Below are 26,001 nucleotides of genomic sequence, written 5' to 3' on the forward strand. Positions count from 1 at the left end.
GCACCGTTTAGTTAAATAACCAGCGTAAATCTTTAATGTTACCCGTATTGCTCAATCCGGCATCGTAAACCGGGATATAAGCATCATCATTAACAATACCTAAAATTAAACAGGCGCCTTTACCCAGTGTAAGCGTATTGGTGCCCGCCTTAAACGAATAGGTATGCACATTTACCGGTGGTAAGCCTTCTACCTGTATGGCATTGGCAATCTTTACATCTGCCTGGCCGTAATCGTTAGCGCTGGCATCGGTTTCCAATTGTGGTTCTGGCAGGTACTTAGCATCCTTCTCATTAAAAAACCCCACCAATACTTTAACCGGTTTGGCGTTGGTAAAGCTCAGTGATGAACCATTTTTAAGCTGATCTGCTTTCATTAATTTTAAAGCCTGCAGGTTTGCCAGTTCAGGAGCTGCATTTTTAACAACTACTGCAGTATCGGCAAATACCTGCTCACCGTTACTCACTTTGTAAAAGGTTATACCCCCTGTTTTAATCACTGCCTGCGCGTTGGTAAGGCTTACCTTCTCAGCTTTTTTCGCTACCACCGGCGGCGATTTCAACGAGTCGATATTCCGCTTAAAATTATCGAGTTCTTTTTGGTAAACCGGCAATAATTCTACCCAGGTTTTCATTTTGGCATCATTACCGCCAACAGGAATTTTACGCTGCTTGGTTTGCATGCTATTGGCATACAGATAAGTATCTTTGGTAAGATTAACCAGCTGGTTAAAATAATCCAGGCTGGTTTGCAATTCAGGCAGCGCCTTTTCAAGGTCGGCAATGTTATCAGAATATTTATACCGAAGCACCCATAATGCTGCTTTTGCTTTATAAGCATAGCTGTTTGCTAAAGCATTATAGCAATACATATCATTTTTTAACCTGTTAAATTCAGTTTTATCTTTTGTTATTTGTGCCGATGCCCGATCAATAGCTTTAACAGCTTTACGGCCCTGCGCTATTACACTATCAATCACCTTAACAGGTGTTTCGCCGATATGCGGCTGGTGTTTCCATTCCTTTTCGGCATACTCACTCATCATTTCGCCAACCGGTCCTTCAGAATTGTAAAGTAATGTGAACAAACCATATTTTTCGGGATTAACCAACTGGCTCATCAGCATACCTAATGTCATGGTTTGCCGGTTACCATCGGTAATCCCAAAACGCCTGAGCAACTCTGGTGCAATCTGGCCCGATTGCTCATAAGCCGCCAAAATGTTTTTCGCGTGGGCTTCGTCACACCCGTACTTGGCAGCCAATTGCTCTGCCCAATACTTTACTTCGCCACCCCTGCTGCGGTTGCTGTTCCAGGCATAGCGCGACCAGGCCTTGTACCAAATCCAATCACGATCCATCTGCAATAACCGCTGCCCACCGGTATTGTCCGCGGTATATGGCCAGTCCCAATAAGATGCCTGGGGATAAAGGTGCAGCCCATTGGCTCCATAAATGTGGTGCATGGCCTGTACACATTTCTGTATAAAATCTGCCGATCCGTATCGAAAAGGTTCCAGGTTAGCCATAATATGAACATTTTCAATTTGTACGGTACCAATACTGCTTAGTTTGCGGTGCAGGTCGGCCCAGGGGCCATGGGGTTCGTAGGTAGTAAGCGCCTCGCCATTGTACTTGGCTTCGGTGTATAAATTCTTGTAAAGTGGCTTGGCATACTTCATAACTTCCGGGGCATCGGTATCATGCGCACGTAGCACTATGGGCGGTTCGTCGGTACGACCAAGCGCTTTTAACCCATCCTTTACGCCAGGAATTATAGTTTTTGTAAACCAGTCGATATCGTCCTGCCCTACGCCTTCCATAGCTTCACCCAGGGTGATCAGCAAACCAACATTCGGATATTTTTGGACAAAAGCAGCTATCGATTTACGGGTGTAATCGGCAATAATGGGCACTATATGGCGGTTCCTGTCCTGCGTTTTCAGGTTATTCTTTTCAGCAAATGGTTTAGATACGATGATGTTATAAAAACCCTGGATCAGCCAGATACCACGCTTGTCGGCTTCGCTGGCCAGGAAACGATAGATCTCCTCATTTTTTTTAAACGTTGCATCATCCACCTCAACCGCGTATGGATATTCCTTTACTTTTACCAATGAAGCAAAGGGATGCCCGTTCCACAGGTATAAGGAGTTCATCCTGTTTTCGGCCAAAGAATCCAGGTACCGCAGCCAAAGTGCTTTATCATAAAACCAGGGGAAATTTTCGGGCGTATAAGGATATTCATAAGTGCCCCTGCCGGGTAGTAATGCTGGCTTTTGCACCCCTATACAGGTGCCACGCAAAACCATTTCGGGTTGATCGGTTATTTCCAGCTTCGCAGGCAAATCATGTGCACCTTTTACCCTTGCGGCAAGTTCCAGGCAACCATATAAAGCACCCGAGTTATCTGCACCTGCTACGATGGTTACATCATTTACACTATTAATGATAAAGCCCTCTTTGCCAGGAAATTTGACACTGTCAGGATACCGCTTTACCAACGCTTTTTTGATTACAGGATCGTTTAAAAGCCCAACAAAAATGGCATTACCAGAAATCGCTTGTGTATTTTGCTGTATAGTAACCACATAACCAACTTGTTGCAAAGCCAGTTTTAGCTTTTGAGCGCCATAATCCAGCCGTTGGTGATGTATTGCGGCTAGTACTATGGTTATTTTTTTATTGGTGTCTTGAGCCTTCAATGAGGAATGAAAACAACTGAATAAGAGTATCAGAAGCGCAATGTAGCTATGGGTTATTCTCATTTTCATGTTTTTACATCATTTGCTACAAGCCATTTCAGGGGCCAGACTTGGTATAGCAGGTTATGTTAAGATGGTATTAAGGTTGAACTTAATTGGTTGTATAACATTCAAAAATATCAGTATAGCATGGGAGTTTCATCTGATATTTTTCCCAGCTACTATACGATATTACCATTATTGCAGCCTTTGCAATCCATGAAAGAGAGAACGTAAGCTACTAATTAAACAGGCATCCTTACCAATACATGCTTAAACCGTGTACTGCGCATAATTATTTTACCATCGGCATAAATTATAAAACCTTTGCCTTTATGATATTTGGTGCCTGTTTTATCCCATAGGATACTGATGCGGTGGCCGTGGTAAAGCACATTATCCAATGCAAACCATTTCCATTGATTTTTAGGGATAAGCGGAAAAATCTCCAGCATATTATCGGCGCGGGGCTTTAAGCCAACCAGGTCGTTAATCACCAGGTCGCAAAAACCGGAGTGGTTATAATAGCTGCTGCGCGGGTTATCGCCTTTTAGCCAATAGCCGGTTTTTTCATCCTGGTACTCACCGAGATATGGTACCCCTCTTTTTATGTGCGATAGGGCATATTTACGCAGTTCATTATAGAAAACAGCCGGGGTCATGCTGCCTTTGTTTTGGTAATTGGTAAGCAAATTTGATAGCCCCTTTAAAGTTTGGGTAGTAGCAAATGGCCAAACTGCCCCATCCCACTCGCAGCCATGCCCGGTACCATGTGTGCGGAACAGGGGGTGGCGTCTTTCGGCTGTGGTAATCCCCCATGGTGCATTAAAACCTTTATCATCAGTTAACTGATCCCATTGTTTGGCAAAAGCTGGTTTATCATCGGGCAGATTAAAATACCATGGGATAAACCCCAATTCCTCACGGGCTCCGGCCAAACTCCCGTCGGGCCTGCGTGCCTCAAAAAATAAAGCAGAATCGTTCCATAAACTATCCTGTACCAGTTTTTTAAGTTCGATAGCCTTTTGGCTGTATCTACTCTTCAACGAATCGATACCAAGCAGCGATGCCATTTTTGATAGCGCCACAGCGTTACCATACATATAACTGTTAATGGTTGGCCTCTTATTTTTTACTTTTCGTGAGCCGCTAATAGATTCTTCCATAGCATCCCTTACATCAAACTGCCAGAACAGTTTTGAGGGTAGTTGCTTTTCGGTTTCCCATTGCCTGTAATCTGTATTTAAGGCAGGTATTACCTGCTCTACAAAATTTTTATTGAGGTTAACCAGGTAATAGTTATAAACGGCATCATCAATCCAGCTGCTGAACGCATGCAAATGAGGCTTCTTTTGCTTTGGATCAACATAGAGCCAGAATTTGATATAGTCGTTTATATATTGGGGATCATGCAGCCAGCGGCCCTCGTAAATTTGGTGACCAAGCGCACTGCTCGAGCTGTTGTAAACACCTGTAAAACTTACCGGTGTAATAAACTCTGTAAAAATAAAGCCATCGGGTGTTTGCTTCAGGTGTTTACGGAACGTCCACCAGCGATAATAATATATCTTTTGTATGGCCGAATTGGGGCATTCAAATAATGGTATATTTTTAGCCATCCAATCATAGGCATGGTCATTGGTTACGTAGTTTTTTACCGTTTCGGTATCTATTTTATTGAAGTACCTTACATAAGTTTTTAGCTTATCATAGCCTATCAGCGCCTTTTGCTGCGCATAAGCACTATCTGCTGCAAAAGAAAGCAAAACGGTTATAACACTGAACGTAAAAATTCTCCTGATCATACTCTCACCTCAACGATAGCTTATCAATATATTTATAAGGATACGCCTCTTTTCCATGGGATAAAATCATCCTGGCCATGCCTTACCGCGCTTACTTCAATTTCGCCGCCGGCTACTTTAATTACGTAGTCAAGGATCCTTTCGCCTGCCTGTTCAATTGTTTCGTCGCCTTCTACTATGGTACCTGTATTAATGTCGATGATATCGCTCATCCGGTTAAACAAAGTGGTGTTTGTGGCGATCTTAACAACAGGGGCTATCGGGTTACCCGTTGGCGTACCCAAACCGGTTGTAAATAAAACTATATTAGCTCCCGAACCAACTTCGGCTGTGGTTGATTCAACATCGTTACCAGGGGTACAAAGCAAATTCAAACCCGGTTTGGTAACTTTTTCGGGATAATCAAGCACATCTGCCACCGGCGATGTACCGCCCTTTTTTGCAGCCCCGGCAGATTTAATAGCATCGGTTATTAAGCCATCTTTTATATTGCCCGGCGACGGGTTCATATAGAAACCAGAGCCTGCTTCTTCGGCGCGCTGGCTATAGCTGCTTACCAGGCTGGCAAAACGTTCGGCTTTATTTTTATCCAAGCAGCGGTCAATCAGGTTCTGTTCAACACCGCAAAGCTCCGGAAACTCAGCCAGGATAACCGAACCGCCCAGCGTCACCAGCAGATCGGACGTATAACCGATCGCGGGGTTTGCCGAAATACCAGAAAAACCATCTGAGCCGCCACATTCCAATCCTATAACGAGTTTACTTAATGGTGCCGGCTTACGAACGTTTGTATTGGCCTGCATTAAGCCAGCCAAAGTTTGCCGAATGGCCAACTCCATCAGGTCGGCTTCCTTCCCGGTTTTTTGCTGATCCAATATGTACAATGGCTTATTAAAGTTTGGCGAACGCTTACTGATCTCTTCCTGCAACGTCTTCACCTCGGCATTCTGGCATCCCAGGCTTAGTACTGTAGCCCCCGCAACATTAGGATGGGTAATATAACCCGCCAACAAACCGCACAAAGTGGTTGAGTCCTGGCGTGTACCTCCGCAACCGCCGGTATGCGATAAAAATTTAATACCATCAACATTAGGGAACAGCTTATTACCAGTTGCCTGGGCTGTATCGCCATCAATTTCGGTATACAACACTTCATTGATCTCTCCGCCAGCTTTAATCATGGTTATCAACTGCTGCGCTTTTATTTCATATGTTTTTTTACGTCCGTAACCCAAGGGCTTTACAAGCGCTTCCTGCAATACCTCAATATTACGGTTCTCGCAAAACACCATCGGGACCACCAGCCAGTAGTTAGCTGTACCCACGCTACCGTCCTCCCGGTGATAGCCGTTAAAGGTTTGGCTTTGCCATTTGCTTACATCCGGTTTATGCCAGTCGGTATGGCTGCTGCCGGTTAAAAAGCTGTTGGCCGCATGCACTACATTGCCGGTTGATAACAAACCACCAACCGGGATAGGGCTTTGCGCTTTACCTACTAAAACCCCATACATAATAATTTCGCCGCCCTGGGGAATATCGGCAATTGCAAATTTATGCTTGGCGGGTATAAATTCGAGCACTTTATAACTATTCCCCTTATATTCAACCTCTTCGCCTGGCTGCAAATCGGCCAGTGCTACCAGTACATTATCGGCAGGATGTACTTTTATAATCCGTTGTTTCATCGTTTTAATTTTTTAATTAGTGCAGCAATCTGTTTATCCTTTATTCACCTGCTTAAATTGCTCAATCACAGCTGCAGTAAAACCTGGTAAAATGTCCAGGTCGGCATCCCACAAATCTTTATTTTTTAATATGTTTTGAATTACAGCATCGCTATCCGGATTTTCCCACACCTTTGCAAAATAGCCAGCCTGGCTATCTGTAACTTTATATTCCTCATTGTCGATGGTACCGGTATATTGCCCCTCATCGCCTGCTTTAACGCGCATAAAACGGATAAAGGCGGCAAAACCCTTGGCCATGCATGCCGGTACAGTGTTGTTTAATTTATAATAGTTTAATAATAACGGAATAACACGCATTTTAATTTTAGTGGAGTATTGTACCGAGATGCTTAACCACTCGTGCCTGATATATGGATTGCGGAACCTATCCAAAACCTTGTTTGCAAAATCGGTGGCTACAACATCATCAATTTTATAGGGGATGGCAGGCCTGATCTCATCAAACACCAGCTGCGTAATAAACTTTGTAAACTGTGCATCATCCATTGCATCTTTAACGGTTTTAAAACCCGATAAATAGGCAAAAGCACAGCACAATGTGTGTGTGCCGTTTAGTAACCTTAACTTTAACTCCCTGAATAATTCAATATCAGGTGTTATTACCACGCCTTCATCCACCTGGCCAAATGATAATACTTCTTTTATTTTATCATCGCCCTCAATGGCCCACAAACTATAGGTTTCGGCCATAATACCAAGGTTATCGGTATAGCCATTCTTGCTCTCTAATTCATCTTTCGACGCATTATCCGGCCGACCAGGCACAATCCTATCTACCAATGAATTACAGAAACTATTGCTACTTTCCAGCCAATCCATAAAGTCGGGTTCCAGTTTGTTCAAATGGGCCAGTTCCAATACAATTGCTTCCAGTTTTTTACCGTTATCAACAATAAGCTCGGTTGGGATAATTACCAGACCGCTATCCGGGCTACCATTAAAAGCCATGTAACGCTCATACAAAACGGCTAAGAGCTTGCCGGGAAATGAAACCGGCGGATGTTTCCGCACATCTTCTTTTACGAGCTTAATGCCCACTTCGGTGGTGTTGGATATGATTACTTTTAATTTAGGTTTCCTGGCCACGTCCAAAATCTCGTCCCACTCATTAGCTGCCGAAAGCACCCTGCTTATTGCCGACGAAATCAGCTGCTCACTTACCTGCCCGCCGTTTACAATGCCTTTTGAATAAATGGTGTATAAATTATCCTGTTTACCAAAATCATCAACGGTACCGGTATCTGTCGACTTAACCACAACTACCCTTCCGTTAAAAATCCCTGCCCTGTTAGCTTTATCAATATAATAATCGGGCAATCCTCTTAATAATACGCCGGTACCAAACTGCAATACTTTTTCGGGGAGCTCAAACAAATGTTCGGCGGGCACTTCAACGCCTTCAACGTTTATTCTTTTAAGGTTATACTTTGATAAGATCATGTTTTGTTTTATTGGGGTATTTATGATTATTTATGTTTTGTTAAAATCTGCCCAGCCACCCAGCTTACCAAGTCGTTAGCGGCATTAATGTTTTCAAATTGCGGGGGCAGCTTCCGGCCATCTACATATTCGTTGTAAAACCATGGATCGCCTACAGCAAACACAGCCCCTTTGCCATATTTAGCGGTGACAACTATTATATCATTATTATTAATAAGTCGGGCTACAGCCGGGGCGCTTATGTTTAATGTGCTAAGCTCCTTGATGTACACCTTTTTTGCTGTTTTAAATATCTTATTATCGGCCGGTATGTTTATTGCGCCCTGCTCAAACTCACGGCCGGCTACATGGTTAATGCTGTTTTTGTTAAAACTGATACCAAACTTTGCCATCAGCTGGTTAAGATGCGTAAACTCTGCATTACCAGTATCATTATTCAGCACCAATAAAACACCTCCGTTTTTAACCCAATCGCTTATGGCTTTAATGTGAGGTTCGAGTATATATTTGGCCTGTGGGTTTTCTTTCGGAATATCCGGATCAACAATTATATACACTGCTGCTTTTTTCAGATTTAATGCATTGGGCTCCTCATTCAAAGTTTGTGTACGGAAGCCGTAATTATTAAATACCTGCCCAAAAAACGAAATGCCATTATTATCCCACTCCTCCCATTTATAATGAAACGATGCCGTTTTGCCGTTAATATCCTGGCGATGTTCGTCATTAAAATAACTATCCAGCAAGGCTATTTTACCTTCGCCTGCAGCCAGGGTTTTTAGTTTTTCCATTTCAACACTGGCCAGTATAAAAGCGCCAACACCCTTAGTTTCATTGGTGACGGTTTTTACACCCGTATAATATTCGTAGCTGCCATCACGATATGGTTGCCCACCCACGCCAACGGCACCACAGGTTCCTTTTATATTTACCTGCCCGGCCGCATCCGTTTCAATAAACTGTTTTATAATGCCGTCATAGGCTTTTTGTGCAGGTTGCAAGTATTTTGAAGGCAGGTAGCCTTCCCGCACACTTTTAGCCAAAGCATATACAAACATACAGGACGCTGATGCTTCCAAATAATTACCTTTTTGAGCGCCTTTGTCCAGCACCTGGTACCACAGCCCTGTTTGTTTATCCTGGTAATTAGTTATCGCAACTGCCAATCGGTTTAAAATAGCCAGCAACTGCGCGCGTTTTGGATGATTTAACGGCAACTGGTCGAGCACATCAACCAGGCCCATAATATACCAGCCATCGGCCCTGGCCCATAAACATGCAGATAAACCCGTTTGGGGGTTAACCCAGCGTTCTTTTTTGCTTTGATCCCAGGCATGGTACAACAGTCCGGTTTTAGCATCGCGGGCGATCTTTTCCATCAGGATGAACTGGCTGGTTATATCATCCAAATCACTCTCCTGGTGAAATTCCGTGGCATATTCTGCATAAAAAGGTTCGGCCATATACAGGCCATCCAGCCACATTTGGTTTGGGTACCGTTTTTTATGCCAGAAACCGCCTTCGGGGACACGGGGTTGCTTGTCTATCTGTTTACGTAACAGAATGGCCGCCTTGTAATACTTTGGGTTATTTAAAACCCGGTAAAGCATGATGAGGCTGCGGCCGGCTAAAATATTATCGAGGGTAAAATCATCCGCTTTATACGTGCGGATAGTGCCGTCAGTATTAACATACCTATCGGCGGCACGTTGTACGTAGCTAAAATACTCGCCGTTGGCGCTTTGCTGCCAAACGCTTTGCATTCCCTGCAAAACTATGCCCTGGTCGTACGACCAATTACCACCGGGCAGCGAATCTTTCCAGATATGCATAACTGTGGCAGCCATGCGTTGAGACCAGGGCTGCTCCTGCGCCCGAAGCAATAATCCTTGCAAGAGAATGGCAAACAACAAAAAGATCTTCTTCATTTTTAAGGTTATTTTAAGGATGAAACATCCCAGTTATCATTACCGGCCAGGATATTTTTTATAGTATATTTTTTAAAATCATCAGCGCTCAACGGGTGCGACCATGTTACTCGTTCTTTTGCATCCGCTCCGTTACCTTTTGACTGGTATTCGGCAAAAAAAGTGGTTTTCTCGTTTTCGGGGTTACGCCAGTTATCCCAGCCTTCTTTGAGTATATGGCTGCCCATAATTGTATTAATGTAAACAGCTTTTGCATATGGGCGCCACGGACGGCCGAGGTAAACTTTATTTACGCTGGTATCTGCAGCGGCAAGCGTGCAATCAAAAAACACAAAGCCAAATTGCTGGCGTGGGGTTGTAGCAGGAGCGGTAATGAATGAGTTTTTAACGCTATTGATAACACAATGCTGAAATACTGCTGTTGCTTCGCCAAAAATAAAATCGGTTGTACCTTCAATATAGCAATCTTTATAAAACTGGCGGCTGCCTTCTGTGGCGGCATAAAGGGTATCCTGGTTACCCAGCAAACGGCAGTTAATCACTGCACACCTGTCGCCTTCAATATGTAAGGCTACGGCCTGCCCCACCTGCCCCGCAGCATTGGCTATGGTAAGGTTTTCGGCGATAAAATCATTACCCTGTACTAAAACAGTGTATGAGGTATAAGTGGTGAAAGTATCCTTACCAAAGGCATCCTTAGCCTGCGGATTTGGCTTTCCCGAAAAATCGCTATTGGTGATGATGGTTTGCTCTTTATCCTCGCCAATTAAAGAGATCCTGGTTTTCCATGATGGGATAACCAGTTTTTCGTGATATACCCCTTTTTTTATAAAGATGGACACTTGCTGCTGCGACAGGTCGCGCACGGCGTTTACGGCCTCTTGTATGGTTTTATAGTTACCGCTGCCATCCTGCGCCACCGTAAAACGGTTGGGATAGGTAACAGCCTGTGCCTGCAGCATGGCAGGCATCATCAGGATCAATATCAGCAGGTATAATTTCTTCATTATTTTGCTGGTATAAGTGAGCTGCTTTCGGCACCGGGGCCAAACTCTGCTTTATTTTTAGCCTTTGCCGCATCGGTATTTAACAATTGTACCTGCGCCGATTTTTTGCCTGCTATTTTAAGCAGTAATTGCGCCTGGTTATACCTTATGCCGCTAAGCATAATGCTGCTGCCGTTTTTAATATTAATAAGCGGGCTGGTGTTTTCACACTCAAGGTGCACATTTTTAAGGCTGATGTTTTGCGCTTCAATAATATCAATACCATCGTTTGTTTTGAATACGCTGTTTTCAATGTGGATGCCTTTAATGCTCATTTCGGGCAGGCCCCGTATCATAATGGCTTTTTCGGCACCGTTGCAGGCTACATTGTCCACATAAAAATTGCGGAACGCGGGTGTAGCTTCCGTTACCGGGAAATTTGCCTGATCGTTAACCTCATCTGCTTCTCCGGGCGATTTGCCGCCGTAATACATGTCAAAAAGTATAGCCTCATGAAGTATATCTTTCATGCTGATGTTTTTGATAAAAATATTTTCTACCACCCCACCTCTGCCACGGGTAGTTTTAAACCTGAGGCCAATATCGGTACCTATAAAGGTGCAATCGGACACGAAAATATTGCGCGCGCCACCCGACATTTCACTGCCAATTACAAAGCCGCCATGCGCACGGTAAACAACATTGTTTCTTACAATAACATTTTCGGTTGGTTTGCCCCTTTTACGGCCCTCCTCATCGCGACCAGATTTGATGCAAATGCCATCGTCGCCGGCATCAAATGTGCTGCCTTCTATCAGCACATTTTTACATGATTCCACATCAATCCCATCACCGTTCTGCGCGTTCCATGCGTTTCTTACACGCACATTTTGCACGGTAAGGTGTTGACACAACAAAGTATGAATATCCCATGCCGGTGAATTTTGAAGCGTAATACCTTGCAGCAAAACGTTTTTACAATTGGTAAGCACCAACATATTCGGCCTGAAAAAATCCTTCATAGCTTCATTATCCTTGATGGTTTTCCCTTGCCCAAGCACACCGGCACCTGGTGTTTTCACACCTTTCATAAAGCCTTCTGATGGATACCATGATTTGCCGTTTTCGCTTACAACACCGCCGCTTGCCACCAGCTTTTTCCATTCGTTTTCGGTAAGCCTGTCTTTGCCGATGGCACGCCAAACCTCGCCATGCCCATCAATGATTCCATCGCCGGTAATAGCAATATTCTGTAGATTGGTAGCCGATATAGGCGACTCATTACGCACGGCGGCATGCCCTTCATAATTGCCTTCAATTAATTTATACTGGGTTTTATCATCGGTAAACTGGAGCAACGCCGCCCTGCTTACATGCAGGTTTACATTGCTTTGCAATACCAACGGCCCCGTTAACCATAAACCCTGCGGAATAAGCACTACCCCACCACCTTTTTTGCTGCAGGCAGCAATTGCTTTATTAATATTAACCGTATTTAATGTAATGCCATCGGGCTTTGCGCCGTAACTTAAAATATTAACGGTATCTTTTTTAAATACAGGTACATCTACATGGGGCAAATACTGCCAAGAATACAGCGGGCCCTGTGCAAATGCAGTTAGTAAACCGGTCGCAAATAAGACCGCAACACTAAATGATACTTTTATTAACGACATGCTTTTATAGGTAATTTTTTTTACGCCTTAATTGGTAGCGAATTAAAATAGGCAACGCTGCTGACGGCGCTATGTAAAATTCTTAAACAAGATTAACGGCTCTTAACTATAAAAAAAAGGAATTGACCAACTAAAACCACGCAATCGTTCCCAGTAACGTTTGCGTGATTTTAAGAGTTATGGGGAAACACGACAAAATCCCGGTTTTTAGGATAACTTAGTCGTAAAATAATTTCTTAATATTTGAAAACGTTTGATCTTGCCGTAATTTGCACGATCAGAGAACCAAATTATGTTTGAATCCTATACCATTAAAGACATTGCAAAGGCGTTGGGTGTATCCACCTCCACCGTATCAAGGGCATTAAAGGGCAGCTATGAAATTGGCGCTGAAACTAAAAAACTCGTTCAGGAGTATGCCGAGAAGGTGAATTACCGCCCCAATCCTATTGCCTTAAGTCTTAAAGATCAAAAAAGCCATTCAATTGGTGTTGTGGTATGCGAAGTGGCGAACGACTATTTCTCGCAAGCCATCAATGGTATCGAATCTATTGCATACAACCTTGGGTACCACGTTATTATTACGCAAACCCACGAATCGTTTGACAGGGAAACAGTTAACGTACAACATTTGCTTTCAAGGCATGTTGATGGGTTGCTGGTTTCTTTATCTGCCCAAACCACAGATACATCGCAGTATAAATATCTTCATGAAAAAGGGTTCCCTATTGTATTTTTTGACAGAATTGCCGCAGATATTGACACACACAGGGTTGTTGCTGATAATTTTAAAGGGGCATTTGATGCTACGGAGCTTTTAATAAAATCCGGATTTAAAAAGATAGCGCACCTAACCAATTCAAATAACTTATCGATAACAGTTGAAAGGCTCAACGGGTTTAAAGCCGCGCTGGATAAGCACGGCATCGAATTTAAACCTGGTTATTTAAAAAACTGCGAGCATGGCGGAATGATACACGATGAAATTGAATTTGCGGTAAAAGCATTGTTAGCTATGGATGACCGGCCCGAAGCCATTTTTATCGGCAGCGACAGGCTGACCATTAATTGCATGTCGATATTAAAAAAAATGGGCGTAAAAGTACCCGACGATTTGGCGCTGGCTGGTTTTACCAATTCGGATGTTGTTGATTTATTTGATCCGCCGCTTACCGTAGTCCGCCAGCCTGCATTCCAGATAGGCCAAAAAGCAACTGAACTACTTATAAAAACCATTGAGAGCAAATGGCCCGTTGAAGAATTTACGACCGAGCGGGTGGATACACAGTTAATTGAAAGATTATCGTCGCAAAAATTAAAATAACAATCACTTTCTTATAAAATAAAACAAGTGGGAGCTCCGTTCGCTTCAAACCGACTTGCTTTTTGTATAAATGCAAAAAGCCCCGGGTTATCCGGGGCTTTCGCAAATAATATTTAATTAAAGACTATTACTTTTTGAACTGAACGCGACGGTTTAATACACGTCCTTCTTCAGTTGAATTATCAGCAATTGGCATGGTTTCGCCATAACCCTTAATTTTTACCTTCTTGGCATCAACACCAGAGTTAACCAGGTAAGTTTTTACCGAGTTAGCACGATCTTTTGATAAAGAAAGATTGTGAGCAGCTGTGCCTTCAGATGAAGCGAAGCCATCAACCTCAACTTTAGCACCAGATGCACGTAAGTCTGCAGATGTAGCATCTAATACAGGGTAAGATGAAGTGCGCAATACCGAGCTGTCAAATTCAAACTGGATGTTTGAGTAAGCGGTACCAACCACTTTACCACCAGCCAGCGTTGAATCTGGTTTAGGGAATACGATAACGCAACCAGAACCATCAACTACGCTGCCTGCAGCAGTACCTGGACATTTGTCAAACTGATCGGCAACACCGTCACCGTCCGAATCTTTTTTCAGGTCGTTAACCGCAGTTTCCACATTGGTAACGCGGCCTTTTAAAGCTTCAACTTCCTGGCGTAAAGCTGCATCGTATAATTCGTCATACATTTGAGCAACCGGGTTAACCCATGTTAGGTTCTGTTTGGTTTTCGGGCCAAAAGTATACTCTAAACCACCATAGGTATAAGAGTAGTGGCTAAACTGCGGATAGGTATGAATAGCGCCAAAGTTATAGCCCTGTACAAAGCTAATAGTGTAACCTAAATTTAAGGCTAACGCGTCAGACAGTCTGAACTTTACGCCTGCACCAACCGGAGCAAATAATTCTTTAATGGTTTTGTCGCCCCATGGATTAGTTACAGGGCTACCGCCAACGGGAGTATTTTCTTTAACTTTATACAAGTCTAAACCTAAACCGGCAGAACCATAAAAGTTAACACTGTTTTTGCGATGCAGGAAACTAACGCTTGCAATGTTAAAAACACCACTAAGTGCGGCTGAATTAAACGAAGTTTTGTATTCGGTGTAGCCAAATTTTTGAGTACCGTCCTTGTCAATGCCATGCACTTTGCCACCTAAATAATCTAACTGTAAGCTAAAAGTGTGCGATAATTGTTGCCTTAAATACACGCCATAGCCCAAATCAGCTTTAAATTTGTTAGTAGTGTTAATGGTAAACGGAACAAGCCCATCAGTAATACCGGCACTTACGCCAATGCTGAATGTGTTGTACTGACCAATGCCACCAAATACCTTGGCGGTAGAAGTCTCAGAAGACATTGTAGTAGTTGTTGTTTTGGTGGAATCGGTTTGGGCATTAGCCATACCTACAACCATCAAAGACGCAAACGATAATGCGACTGTTTTCTTTAATGTAGAGTAATTCATAGTTGTTTGTTGTTGTTTTTTTAAGCCTTACAAAAGGCTTTATAATCACCTATAACTTTTTAAGAAGCAAATTGTTTCGAAAAAGGAAAATTGATTTATAGTTATGAAATTAAAAACACCTTTGGTTGAATTTTCATTTAAATAACTGGTCAACTAACCTTAACATTTTCTCGACCTATTTACCCCTTTTGTTATTTTGCTGTTTTGCAAAAAGAACGCCAAAAACACAAAGTTGCACTTTTAAATTCAAAAAAATAACATATCAACAAGGGTCATGCGGCTTACGTGCATAATTTTAGTTAAAAAAATAGGCTGATTGCAAAAAAATAATAAGCCCCCGATTTATTATTTTTATTTTAAGTACATAAACTGTCTATATTAGGATACATTATTTTCGTCATTCTACAATCAGTTCCTTAATAAACTGCATTCCTGTCCTGAAGATAGTGCGGTGAGCGGTAAATTATCACAAGTCGGAGCAATATCAGGGTATAAAAAACGCCGGTATAATAACCGCGTTTCTGATTGCAGGAGGCAAAACTTGAAGCCGTTGCCTTTAAACTTTAATCAATAATACTTTTACCCTCTGTCTTTTCTTTATTGATATCCCTGGCATTTTTTTGAAGGCCTCGTTAATATGTGTCCCGATAAAATCTGGAAAGCAAAACAGGCCTTTCTTGTTCAGAAAAGGCCTGTTGAATTGTTATAAGATCAGTTGTATCATATTACACGGGTGAATCAAGCGGCTCCGGGTCGTTATATCCGGGAGTATCAAACGGAGAACGCTCTTTTTTAAATATGGCCGCACCAATGAGAGCTCCAATTACCCCCATTATAGCCGAACCAAAAACAGCACTAACGGCACCTATTACTGCAAAATATTTACGGGTTATATTCATCGCCGTATCAATTTGTTCCTGCGACATCCCCTTTGCTTCCATTTGAGCTTGTGCAGAGGCTACTGTTTTTTCCACCATTTCGGGGCTTAATACAGCATAGTATAAATAAAGGAATATAGCCGATAAAATACCGGTAAAAATGGAATATAAAAAACCAGATAAAAAACCCTCACCAAAAGTCATAAATCCGCCAAGTTGTTCTCTGTATTCTTTTTGAGCTAATAATAAAAACCCAAAGAAAGGAATCAGCCCTATGTACTTAACGGCAGAGTTGGGATCGAGATTTGAAAATTGAATAGCATACGTAATAATTATTGATGTAACCAGGCCAATTAGTGCCCATTTTATTGCCGGGGCAGATGGACTTGCTTTTTTTAATTCCATGAGATTGTAGGTTTATTTTTTGTTTCTCTAAATTAACTAATATTTTAGAAATCAGCTAAGTCCGGCCAAATATATTTAATACACCTATTGGTAAATCATCCACATGTGTTGGCAATTGCACCAAATTAAAACAGGCCTCTCCGGGTGAGAAAAGGCCTGTAAAAATCATATATACTTATAAATTAAGCTGATGCATCATTGACTCATGAACTATATTGCTGTTGTTCATTTTTAAAAAATGCAGCGAAAATTAATGCTAACACAAACAGGAATATAATACTGATTCCTAATGATTGAATTTGCTGCCCAACCGTGATGTTTTTTTCTCCCTCTAATGCTTTTTTCATGTCGCTTATTTTAGCGTCCACATCCTTAGCATTTGCAGGATTTTCGGCTTTCAGTTTATTTAACGCGGTAATCATTGCTGTCTCAGTTTTTTGCAGCATATCAGGCTCAATAACTTTGGCAAAAACATTGTCTTTAATTATAAACACCAATAAGTACGAAGCAAAAAACATGATAAAAATACCGGTTGTTGCCTGCCGGACATTCCAGTACCCTCCTATCTTTTTTCTGAGGCTCATGCAAAACAAAATAGCTATCCCTATTGGCAATACATACGAAAACAGCACCGAGCCAACGGTCACTGTAACAGCTGTTTTTGCCACCAGTATCATAAAATAAAAATAAATGATACTTACAACAGACAACACCCCCCCCAAAATCAACCCGTTGATTAATCCTTGTACTTTTATTCTTCTGTTTATGTCTTCGCTCATGCTTGCGTGTAATTAAGGCAACCTAATTGTCTATTGAAAATTGATCAGGATCTCTAAAACAGCCATATCGAAATCAGCTTCCAATGCGTTTTCAGCTATAATAGCTTTTGCCTCCGGCGATGGATCGATATTCTGGAAAAAACACATTACCGGGTAAAACAGTTCGGCCAGCTCAGAATCTTCGGGCAGGCTGCTGGCTACATTGGCAATTTCTTCAACAGGGCTTTCCATCAATATCTGGTTAGCTATTATAGGCTCATAAATGCGGTACTCATCCTGAAACTCGTCTTCATCAACCAACAAAAATTCTTTTAAATAGTCTTCCAGTTCGGGCTCAATATCTTCATCTTCGCACTCGTTCAGGTACAGGAGCATGTTTAGCAGTTCGGTACCACGGTCAAGGGTCTGTTCCTCAATATCTTCCCATTCGGGGGTATCCAGGTAATCTTCTTCCAGCTTTTTAACATCAGCGCTAAAAAAGTTGATCATCAACAGATCAAAAAACACCTCGCGCAATACCTCCACCTGTGGATTATTGTCAAATACCTCGTCCAAAGCGTCAACTTTGGTCAGGAAATCTTCATCGGATATAAAAACATCCCCAAAATCGCCGGTTAGTACTGTTGCATCAAAGCTGTTATATTTAGAAAATGCCTCTAAGGCCGCCTGGAAGGCAGTTTCTATTTTTGGATCTATCATGTTTTTCTATTTAGATATTTGTTTGTTGTTAAATGTTAACAGCACTTTTCCTTTTAAAGTATCGCCAATAAAGGGCGAGTTTATTGATTTTGACATATTGCTCTTGCTATTATACTCCCACTCCGTATCAATATCAAAAAGCACCAGGTTGGCTTTTTCGTCTTCGGCAATTACAGGCACAGCTACCCCAAGTATTTCACGTGGATTGATAGCCAGTTTTTCTACCAGCAATTCAACCGGCAAGCCGGCCTTAAGCGCAAGCGGTAATACAGTTTGAAAACCTACCATACCATAAGCTGCCACTTCAAATTCCACATCTTTAAATTCGATTTCGTGCGGTGTATGCTGCGATACAATGGCATCAATTGTGCCGTCTTTTAAGCCTTTTATAAGCGCTTTTACGTCATCCCTGGTACGTAAGGGTGGCTTTACCTTGTATTGGCTATCAAAGCCCAATAATGCTTCATCAGTAAGTATCAAATGGTGTGCGGCGACATCACAGGTAACCTCCAGCCCCTTTCGTTTGGCTTCCCTGATAAGCTCTACAGAACGGGCAGTTGATATGGTACTGAAATGTATTTTGGACACGGTATACTCGGCCAGGTAAAGGTCGCGGGCTATCATCAGTTCTTCGGCCAATGAGGGGATTCCCTTCATGCCCAAGAGGGTACTGATTTCGCCTTCATTCACCTTGGCCTTGCCTGCAATAGCGGTATCTTCGGGATACGAGAATACCATCGCATCAAAACCTTGCGCATACAGTAAAGCACGTTCCATTAAACCGGCATCCTGCACGGGGCGGTTACCATCAGTAAAAGCTTTGGCACCGCTCAGGAACATATCATACATCTCGGCAAGGTCTTTCCCCTCCCGCTTGTGCGATATGGTACCTAAAGGGTAAACATCTACCAAATTACCTTTTGAACGGTTAATGAGGTATTCAACCTCGGCTTTGGAGTGCACCGGGTTTGCGGTATTAGGCATCATAGCCACGCCGGTAAAACCTCCGGCGGCGGCGGCTTGCGTACCCGATGCTATATCTTCCTTTGTTTCTAACCCCAATTCGCCTATGTTGCAGTTTAAATCGAAAAAGCCAGGCGAAACGTATTTGCCTTCTGCTTCAATTAACTTAGCATCAGCTTCAATATCGTCAGCAATACGGGTGATAACTCCGTTTTCAATTAAAATATCGGCAATTTGTTGATGAAAGGGCGATCCGGGATCAAGGATAGTGGCAGATTTGATAAGCAAATTCATTAGCACCGCTTTAAGGATTTTTTGTTGATTAAACCGGGTGTTTTACTACCGCGACACCCGGTTTAAAATACCTGATGAGCACAATTTCGGCAGCCAGAAAAATCAATGCCAAAATTATACAAAGTTTCCATAATTGTGTACCTAAATTTGTTTCGGCAACAATACCTTTTAATGAGGCGTTACCTCCTGTAATTAAGGCGCTTGACTTTGGCATAATTTCTTTTAAAGCCGCGGCGTCGAGGTAACTCATATCCGATTCGCTCCTGTTATCGTTAAAAGCCAGCGCCGCCAGGGTGCTGTCTTGTTTTTTTAAAGTATAAATGCCGGGTTCATGTAATTGATCGGATACATACAACAACGTGCTACCCTCCTGCTGCCTTACATCTGGTATAATACTTTGTTCCCCCTTGCTCAATTTAAGCAATTGTTTTTCGGCGATTTGCACCGGCGGAATCTCTAAAGCCTCATCCTGCCCTAAAGTGTAAAAAAGCGGCAGGTCATGGCCGCTTAATAAAGCTATCCTGAACAATACCGGCACAAACAACGCATGCCGGGGCAAATTGCTAAATTCTTCATCTAAGGGAACAGCAGCTATGTAAACTTTGCCTTTGCCGCTGTTATAGCCGGCCCAAAAAGTTTGGCCGCCGGTAAGCGTCATCAGGTTATCGGCAACGCCATGGGCAGCACTTAACTGATAATATTTTTTTACCACCGGCAAATCGGGGTTTTGAGGAAAACTTTCAAATACATTTTTGAATACCGGGCTTTGGCGGTTAAGGCCGGATACCTTGTTTGCTTCGGTTATTAACTTTTCGGGGTAAGCGGCATTCATGCCCTGCAGGAACAGCCGGTAATTAGCCAGATCGGCATTGGCCGAGGGGAAAATCGCCAGCGTACCACCTTTGGAAACATAAGTTTTCAGCTGCTGCGCCAATCCGGTAGATATCGCTTTAATATCGCTTAGCACAATTAAAGGATAAGTGCTTAAAGCCCCATAATCAACATTACCCTCAGGCACGTTCCTGGTTTTAAAAAAAACATCGGCTGCAAAAACGGCTTTCAGGTATGGGTTGGCTATGCCTGCATCAATCAGCAAAACAGGCATCTGTTGTGCCACGTTAAAGCTGAAATAGAATTTATTATCAAAGGTAATGGGGTTATCCTGTAATTGCACTTCGCCCTGCTGCCAGCCTGCCTGCAGGCCCATAAACGACAAGGTATCGTTTTGTACAGCGCGTGCAGCAACGGTATAGCTGCCCAGTGCCTTTTGCTCGCCATTAATTAATACTTTTAAAGGGATCTTCTCTGCCTTTTCTCCGGCGTAATTGTGCAGGCGCACCACCAGCTTCTCACTTTCGCCGGGCCGATGGATGGCGCTGAGCAGCCAAACAGAATCAACAGTTACGTTTGACAGGTTACCGGCTTTAAGCTGGATGAGACTGTAAGCGATACTACTATCGGCTTTCAGCGGCTTATCAGCCATGTTTTTTTGTAGATCAGATATAATATAGCCAGCTTTTGTAGTGCCGGGCCGGGCTAACAGTAAACTTTGCTGCCTGCCAATAATTTCCTGCAATTTTCGGCTTTGTGGGCTAATCTTTACCTGGTCTACCGCGTCATTAAACTCATCGCGGCTGAGCAGGCGCTGATGCTTGCCCTCAAAATCCTGCGTAAGCAATTGAAAACGATCATTTATATTGTATGCCGACGCTATCTCTTTAGCTTTTTGCCTGGCATCGTCCAATAATGAACCCTCGCGGTTAAGGGTTTGCATGGAGTATGAATTATCAACAAAAACACTCACTACATTTTGCCTGCCCGCACCCGCAGAATTTTGACCGGGGATAAAAGGCCTTGCAAAAGCCAGCACCAAAAAAAACAAAGCCAATAACCGTGAAGCCAAAATCAAACGCTCCTTTAAATTACGGCGGGACGATTGTTGCTCCTGTATCTCTTTTAAAAACTGAACATTGCTAAAATTAACCTTCTGAAACTTCCGAAAGTTGAACAGGTGGATAATTACCGGGATAGCTAACGTAAGTAATGCAAATAAAAAAGCCGGATAGATGAAGTGCATTTACAAATGAAGTGAAAAATGTGCAGATTTCAGATTACAGATGTGTAGATGTTCAAAAAGCAAAAATTGCCTCATGTATTTGGCATGAGGCAATCGTTTTATAATCATCTGTAAATCTGAAATTTGCAAACTAATCCTTCAAACATCATCTGCACATCTATAATCTAAAATCTGCACATCTACAATTTCGGTTCATTATAAACCTGGAATTCCGCTATACTTGGCGCATTATCATAGGTTTCGATAGACATGCGTACTTTGTCGCCTTTTACCTGGGCAAAGCGGTTTACTTTAACGCGGCTTAGGTTCTCGCCTTCAAATATTGTTTTCCAGGTGGCACCATCAAGGTATTCCAGCTTGTATTTTTTAATGTTGGGTTTGCGTTCAAATATCACCACCGTGTTAAAAGGCTGGCCTGGTTTTAAAGTAACCTCGTACCATGGATTTTTTACCCTTGGGTTCGACTGCCACACGGTGCTAAAATCATCATCGTTGGCAAAATCCATAATCTCGGAGTCATCGCTCCAGCTTGAGTTGGCCGGCGCGTGTTTAGCCAGGTTGTGCGATACTATCGGCGGGCCTGTTTCGCCTAATTTGCCTACCGGGCCTTCATTTTTCCATAGCTGCCCTATTTGTTTTAAACCGGCAAGCGCGTTATCGTCCATCAAACCATCGGTGTTTGGCGCGACGTTCAGGATAAAGTTACAGCTGGCATTATTAAGCGGGATCAGGGTTTCATTAACAAATTTATTTACATCGCGGATTGGTGTTGTTGGGAAGTCTGTTTTCCAAAACCAGTTAGCCTGTATTGGCAGGCAAGCCAAGGCCGGCATTTTATTGGTTTCTTTTGATAAACGCTGGCCGGCACCCATTTCATAGGTTTTAATATCGGTGTAATACAAACCATCTCCCGGGTATTTGGCGCCGTTCAAATCCATCATCAGGCAGTTTGGTTGTAATGATTTTACCAGCTGATAGATTTCCTGGAACGGAACGTCGTCATAAGAGATCCTTGACCATGGTGCATCCCAGCCGTCAATGATCAAAGCTTCTATCGGGCCGTAGTTGGTAAGCAACTCGGTTATCTGCTTTTTGATCATCTCGATATGCCTTGGCTGGATCATATTAGGGCGCAGTTTGTGGTGCGTATCTAAAATAGAGTAGTACAACATCACCTTTAAACCTTCATCCCGAAAAGCTTTAACATACTCTTTAACTACATCGCGTTTCAAAGGGCTGTTCATCACATTGTAATCGGTGCTTTTGGTATCCCAGATGCAAAAACCACTATGGTGCTTGGTAGTTAAACAACCATAGCTCATATTGGCCGATTTTGCTGCCTTTGCCCATTGCACACAATCCAGTTTTTTAGGGTTAAACTCCAATGCGGGTGTTTCAGGATCAGGCCAGTCGGCGTTCTCGTAAGTTGGTATATTAAAGTGAATGAACATGCCGAAACGCAGGTCGACAAATTTTTGCTGTAATTCTGAAAGCGGCAACTGTTTTTTTGAAACGCTTTGGGCGTTTACATTGGTTACGCTTAAAATGAGCGCGGTTATTAAAAACTGGATTAATTTTGTTTTGGTAATACTGTTAATCATAGTTAGCTAAATTAATTTAGTAAGGTGTTTGAAGGTAGCTAAGATTGTTAAAAACAGGTAATTAAAATTGAATTCATATTGGCATATTATTCAACGATATTGACTATATACCTGATTAACTTACACCCTTGTTAATTTCACCGGAGCCGTATGATAAGCATTCCATTGGCATACATAAACATTTTTATCTTCATCAACACAAACGTCATGACCGTGCTGAAAAATGCGGCTCGACGCTTGTAAAGTAGGCTGTAAAACACCGTTTTTATACACAGGCGCGGCACCGCCCGGGTTTGATACCACTTTATTGTCTTTATCCAAAATGGTTACAAAGCCCGAATAATCAAACCGGTTACCGCTGGCATCCTTGCTCCAGCAAACACCGGCGTAAATATTCTGATCGTCAATTACCGCCCGGCAAACATACATGCCCGGCATATCGATACGCTTAATGAATTTACCATCCATGGTAAATACTTTAAAGCAGTTTTCTTCGCGCGAGGTACAAATGAGCGTAGGATTATTTTTGTCGCGCGTATCTACCGTGATGCCATGCGCGTTCACCAGGTTATGATCCTTATTGGCATTATTATGCCCGCCGAAATGACGGATATACTGCCCCTTGCTATCGTAATGAATAATATAATCCGATCCGTAACCATCGGCCACATAAATATCGCCGTTGGGCGCTACCGCCGTCTCGGTTGGTTTAAAGGGTTCATTATCTTTATAAACACCAATGGTACGTGGGTGGCCAATGGCAAATATCAGCTTACCATCAACAGTGGTTTTAAGCACCTGCCCCGATTGCCCGTACGAGTTGCCCGTTTTATCAACTGCCCAGCCGCAGTCAGTCAACAGTAAAAAATCCTCGCCCCCTTCTTTGCTGATGGTTAGCCCATGGCCGCCCGGTAATGCGGTGCCCCAATAATCAAGCAGCTTGCCCGATTTATCAAAAATGAGAATGTTGTTTTGGGTATGATCGCCCAGCATGATCAAACGCCCCTTACTGTCCTGCACCATTTCGTGGCAATTGGCCAGCGGATGGCTGTTTACACTGATTTTTGCCCAGCCTTTGTCGGCTTTGTAGGTGTATCCACCCTGCCCTATGATCTGGTCATCTGGCTTTAAGTCCTTGTGCAAAATAGCAAAACTATTTACCGGTGCAGCAGCCACCAGTGCCGACGCGATGGCCGAGTTTTTTATAAAATTCCTTCTTTCCATAATGTAATAGTATCAAGTAGTAAGTATCAAGTATCAAGACAGCTGCGGAACGCGGCCGGCTTTTCAATTGGTGTTTAATTGGTTAATAAAATAGTATCAAGTAGTTAGTAGCAAAACAGCTTCTTAATGTGGCTGACTTTTACATCACTATTCGATTGGTTAAAACAAGTTCTAATATCTGATTTCTTATTTGTATGTACAAATAAAATATACCTGCCAATTACCAGCTCCTGTGGGCTATATAGTTTCAGCTTTCAGATGAATTTAGGACGCAAGCTTCTATCGCTTTATTGTTAATCTCGATATGCTGATCTTGTAGCTGATAGAAAAACAATCAACCAAATGCAGCTGAAAGCTGCAAACATGATTAACCACGAGCTGGAAGCTCGCGGCAGCGGCTTCACCCTTCTAAAATCTTACTACTTGATACTTACTACTTACTACTAAAAATGATACTAACTCAAAATATCCCTCACCACCTTCCCCTCCACATCGGTAAGCCTGAAACGGCGCCCCTGGAACTGGTAGGTTAGCAATTCGTGGTTGATGCCCATCAGGTGCAGCAGCGTTGCCTGGAAATCGTGTACGTGCACCGGATCTTTTACAATATTGTAGCTAAAATCATCCGTTTCGCCATAGCTGATGCCGTGTTTTACACCTGCACCGGCCATCCACATGGTAAAGCAGCGCGGGTGATGATCGCGACCGTAATTGTCGGCAGTTAGCTTGCCCTGCGAGTATGCAGTGCGGCCAAATTCGCCGCCCCATATTACCAGGGTATCATCCAGCATACCGCGTTGTTTCAGGTCTTTGATCAGCGCAGCGGTAGCCTGGTCGGTAGCCTTACATTGACCAGCTATGCCCGATGGCAGGTTACTATGCTGATCCCAGCCCTGGTGATATAGCTGCACAAACTTCACATCTTTTTCCAGCAGTTTTCGCGCCAGCAGGCAATTGGCAGCATAGGTACCGGGATCTTTACTATCGGGACCGTACATGTCAAAAATTTCTTTGGGTTCGTTGGCGGTGCTCATTACCTCGGGTACCGATGTTTGCATGCGGGCAGCCATTTCATACTGGGCTATGCGGGCATCAACTTCCGGATCGGCATAGGCGGCGTTTTGCAGGTTGTTCAATTTTGACAGGTATTCCAGCATTTCCTTTCTATCAGCACCATCATACCCTTCCGGGTTATTCAGGAACAAAACAGGGTCTTTACCTGAACCAAACTGCACCCCCTGGAACTTGGATGGCAGGAAACCGTTACCCCATAGCCGGGCGTACAAAGGCTGATCTTTAGGTGCGTTTTTTGAGACCAGTACAATAAAAGTAGGCAGGTTTTGATTATCTGACCCCAAACCATAGCTAATCCAGGAGCCTATTGAGGGCCTCCCTGGCAGCTGGTTACCCGTTTGCAGGAAAGTTATAGCCGGATCATGGTTTATGGCTTCAGAATACAGCGATTTCACAATACACAGCTCATCTACCACCTGGGCGGTAAAAGGCATCAATTCGCTCATCCAGGTTTGGCTTTGGCCGTGCCGGTTAAATTTACAAAATGATGGGGCCAGTGGCAGCACGCTCTGGTTCGCGCTCATCCCGGTAAGTCTTTGTCCCTGCCTTACAGAATCGGGCAGGTTTTGGCCAAGCATGGTAGCCAGTTTGGGCTTGTAATCAAAAGTTTCAAATTGCGATGGCCCGCCCGCCTGGAACAGGTATACTACCCTTTTGGCTTTGGGGGCTATCTGCGGCAGGGCGCTCAAAATATCATCCTCCAGGCTGCCAGGGCGTTTTAGCGGGCTGCCAAAAACACTGTTGCCAAATAACGATCCAACGGCCAGCGCGCCCAACCCCAGTGAAGTTTTGGTTAAAAAATTGCGCCTGTCCATCTTCCGGTGAAGCTCATTAAACTCCGGCGTATGCAGCCTGAATTCCTCATCATGGTGAAAATCTGACATTGTGT

The 26,001-nt window shown here is 43.2% G+C and carries 17 protein-coding genes; 1 reads left to right on the forward strand and 16 read right to left on the reverse strand.

Translation table 11 applies throughout. From position 1 onward, the window contains the following. Window positions 1-7: 7 nt before the first annotated feature. The 7 genes from ACFGVS_RS08865 to ACFGVS_RS08895 all read right to left on the reverse strand — a co-directional run bounded on the left by ACFGVS_RS08865 (window position 8) and on the right by ACFGVS_RS08895 (window position 12,326). Window positions 8-2,773 carry an alpha-d-galacturonidase gene (locus ACFGVS_RS08865; protein ID WP_439698339.1) on the reverse strand — a complete coding sequence of 922 codons (2,766 nt, stop codon included), beginning with the start codon at window positions 2,771-2,773 and terminating at the stop codon, window positions 8-10. 215 nt (window positions 2,774-2,988) lie between these two features. Beyond that, a complete protein-coding gene (locus ACFGVS_RS08870) occupies window positions 2,989-4,548 on the reverse strand; it encodes an MGH1-like glycoside hydrolase domain-containing protein (RefSeq protein ID WP_439698340.1) in 1,560 nt (519 codons plus the stop codon). Window positions 4,549-4,580: 32 nt separating this feature from the next. Next, entirely contained in the window at window positions 4,581-6,233 is a 1,653-nt protein-coding gene (locus ACFGVS_RS08875; protein WP_439698341.1) for a UxaA family hydrolase, read from the reverse strand. A gap of 33 nt (window positions 6,234-6,266) precedes the next feature. Then, on the reverse strand, window positions 6,267-7,736 hold the full coding sequence (locus tag ACFGVS_RS08880; RefSeq protein ID WP_439698342.1) for a tagaturonate reductase: 1,470 nt from the start codon (window positions 7,734-7,736) through the stop codon (window positions 6,267-6,269). A 26-nt stretch (window positions 7,737-7,762) separates the two neighbouring features. Beyond that, the gene (locus ACFGVS_RS08885) at window positions 7,763-9,664 is read right to left on the reverse strand and encodes a glycoside hydrolase family 88 protein (RefSeq protein WP_439698343.1); all 1,902 of its coding nucleotides are present in this window, start codon (window positions 9,662-9,664) and stop codon (window positions 7,763-7,765) included. 8 nt (window positions 9,665-9,672) lie between these two features. Further along, on the reverse strand, window positions 9,673-10,671 hold the full coding sequence (locus tag ACFGVS_RS08890; protein ID WP_439698344.1) for a pectinesterase family protein: 999 nt from the start codon (window positions 10,669-10,671) through the stop codon (window positions 9,673-9,675). After that, a complete protein-coding gene (locus ACFGVS_RS08895) occupies window positions 10,671-12,326 on the reverse strand; it encodes a glycoside hydrolase family 28 protein (RefSeq protein ID WP_439698345.1) in 1,656 nt (551 codons plus the stop codon). Before ACFGVS_RS08895 ends, ACFGVS_RS08890 begins: the two co-directional genes overlap by 1 nt. 292 nt (window positions 12,327-12,618) lie before the next feature. On the opposite strand from ACFGVS_RS08895, the gene ACFGVS_RS08900 reads away from it, so the two are divergent. Further along, window positions 12,619-13,650: a LacI family DNA-binding transcriptional regulator gene (locus ACFGVS_RS08900; RefSeq protein ID WP_274212776.1), complete on the forward strand. Its 1,032-nt coding sequence runs from the start codon at window positions 12,619-12,621 to the stop codon at window positions 13,648-13,650. 127 nt (window positions 13,651-13,777) lie between these two features. On the opposite strand, the gene ACFGVS_RS08905 is transcribed toward ACFGVS_RS08900, so the two are convergent. The 9 genes from ACFGVS_RS08905 to ACFGVS_RS08945 all read right to left on the reverse strand — a co-directional run bounded on the left by ACFGVS_RS08905 (window position 13,778) and on the right by ACFGVS_RS08945 (window position 25,996). Continuing rightward, window positions 13,778-15,118, reverse strand: a complete 1,341-nt coding sequence (locus ACFGVS_RS08905) for an OmpA family protein (RefSeq protein ID WP_439698346.1) — start codon at window positions 15,116-15,118, stop codon at window positions 13,778-13,780. Between the two features lie 725 nt (window positions 15,119-15,843). After that, window positions 15,844-16,401: a DUF4199 domain-containing protein gene (locus ACFGVS_RS08910; RefSeq protein WP_439698347.1), complete on the reverse strand. Its 558-nt coding sequence runs from the start codon at window positions 16,399-16,401 to the stop codon at window positions 15,844-15,846. Between the two features lie 203 nt (window positions 16,402-16,604). After that, entirely contained in the window at window positions 16,605-17,180 is a 576-nt protein-coding gene (locus tag ACFGVS_RS08915; RefSeq protein ID WP_274212773.1) for a DUF4199 domain-containing protein, read from the reverse strand. Between the two features lie 30 nt (window positions 17,181-17,210). Further along, entirely contained in the window at window positions 17,211-17,879 is a 669-nt protein-coding gene (locus tag ACFGVS_RS08920) for a hypothetical protein (RefSeq protein WP_274212772.1), read from the reverse strand. A gap of 6 nt (window positions 17,880-17,885) precedes the next feature. After that, window positions 17,886-19,136: a dihydroorotase gene (locus ACFGVS_RS08925; protein WP_274212771.1), complete on the reverse strand. Its 1,251-nt coding sequence runs from the start codon at window positions 19,134-19,136 to the stop codon at window positions 17,886-17,888. 28 nt (window positions 19,137-19,164) lie between these two features. Then, complete coding sequence (locus ACFGVS_RS08930) at window positions 19,165-21,213, reverse strand: BatA domain-containing protein (protein WP_439698348.1); 2,049 nt, start codon at window positions 21,211-21,213, stop codon at window positions 19,165-19,167. Window positions 21,214-21,392: 179 nt separating this feature from the next. Then, complete coding sequence (locus ACFGVS_RS08935) at window positions 21,393-22,814, reverse strand: alpha-L-fucosidase (RefSeq protein WP_439698349.1); 1,422 nt, start codon at window positions 22,812-22,814, stop codon at window positions 21,393-21,395. A 120-nt stretch (window positions 22,815-22,934) separates the two neighbouring features. Continuing rightward, entirely contained in the window at window positions 22,935-24,038 is a 1,104-nt protein-coding gene (locus ACFGVS_RS08940; protein ID WP_439698350.1) for a twin-arginine translocation signal domain-containing protein, read from the reverse strand. Window positions 24,039-24,493: 455 nt separating this feature from the next. Then, window positions 24,494-25,996: a DUF1501 domain-containing protein gene (locus tag ACFGVS_RS08945; RefSeq protein ID WP_439698351.1), complete on the reverse strand. Its 1,503-nt coding sequence runs from the start codon at window positions 25,994-25,996 to the stop codon at window positions 24,494-24,496. Window positions 25,997-26,001: the final 5 nt, after the last annotated feature.

Source organism: Mucilaginibacter sediminis (genome assembly GCF_051903035.1).
Lineage (GTDB): Bacteria > Bacteroidota > Bacteroidia > Sphingobacteriales > Sphingobacteriaceae > Mucilaginibacter.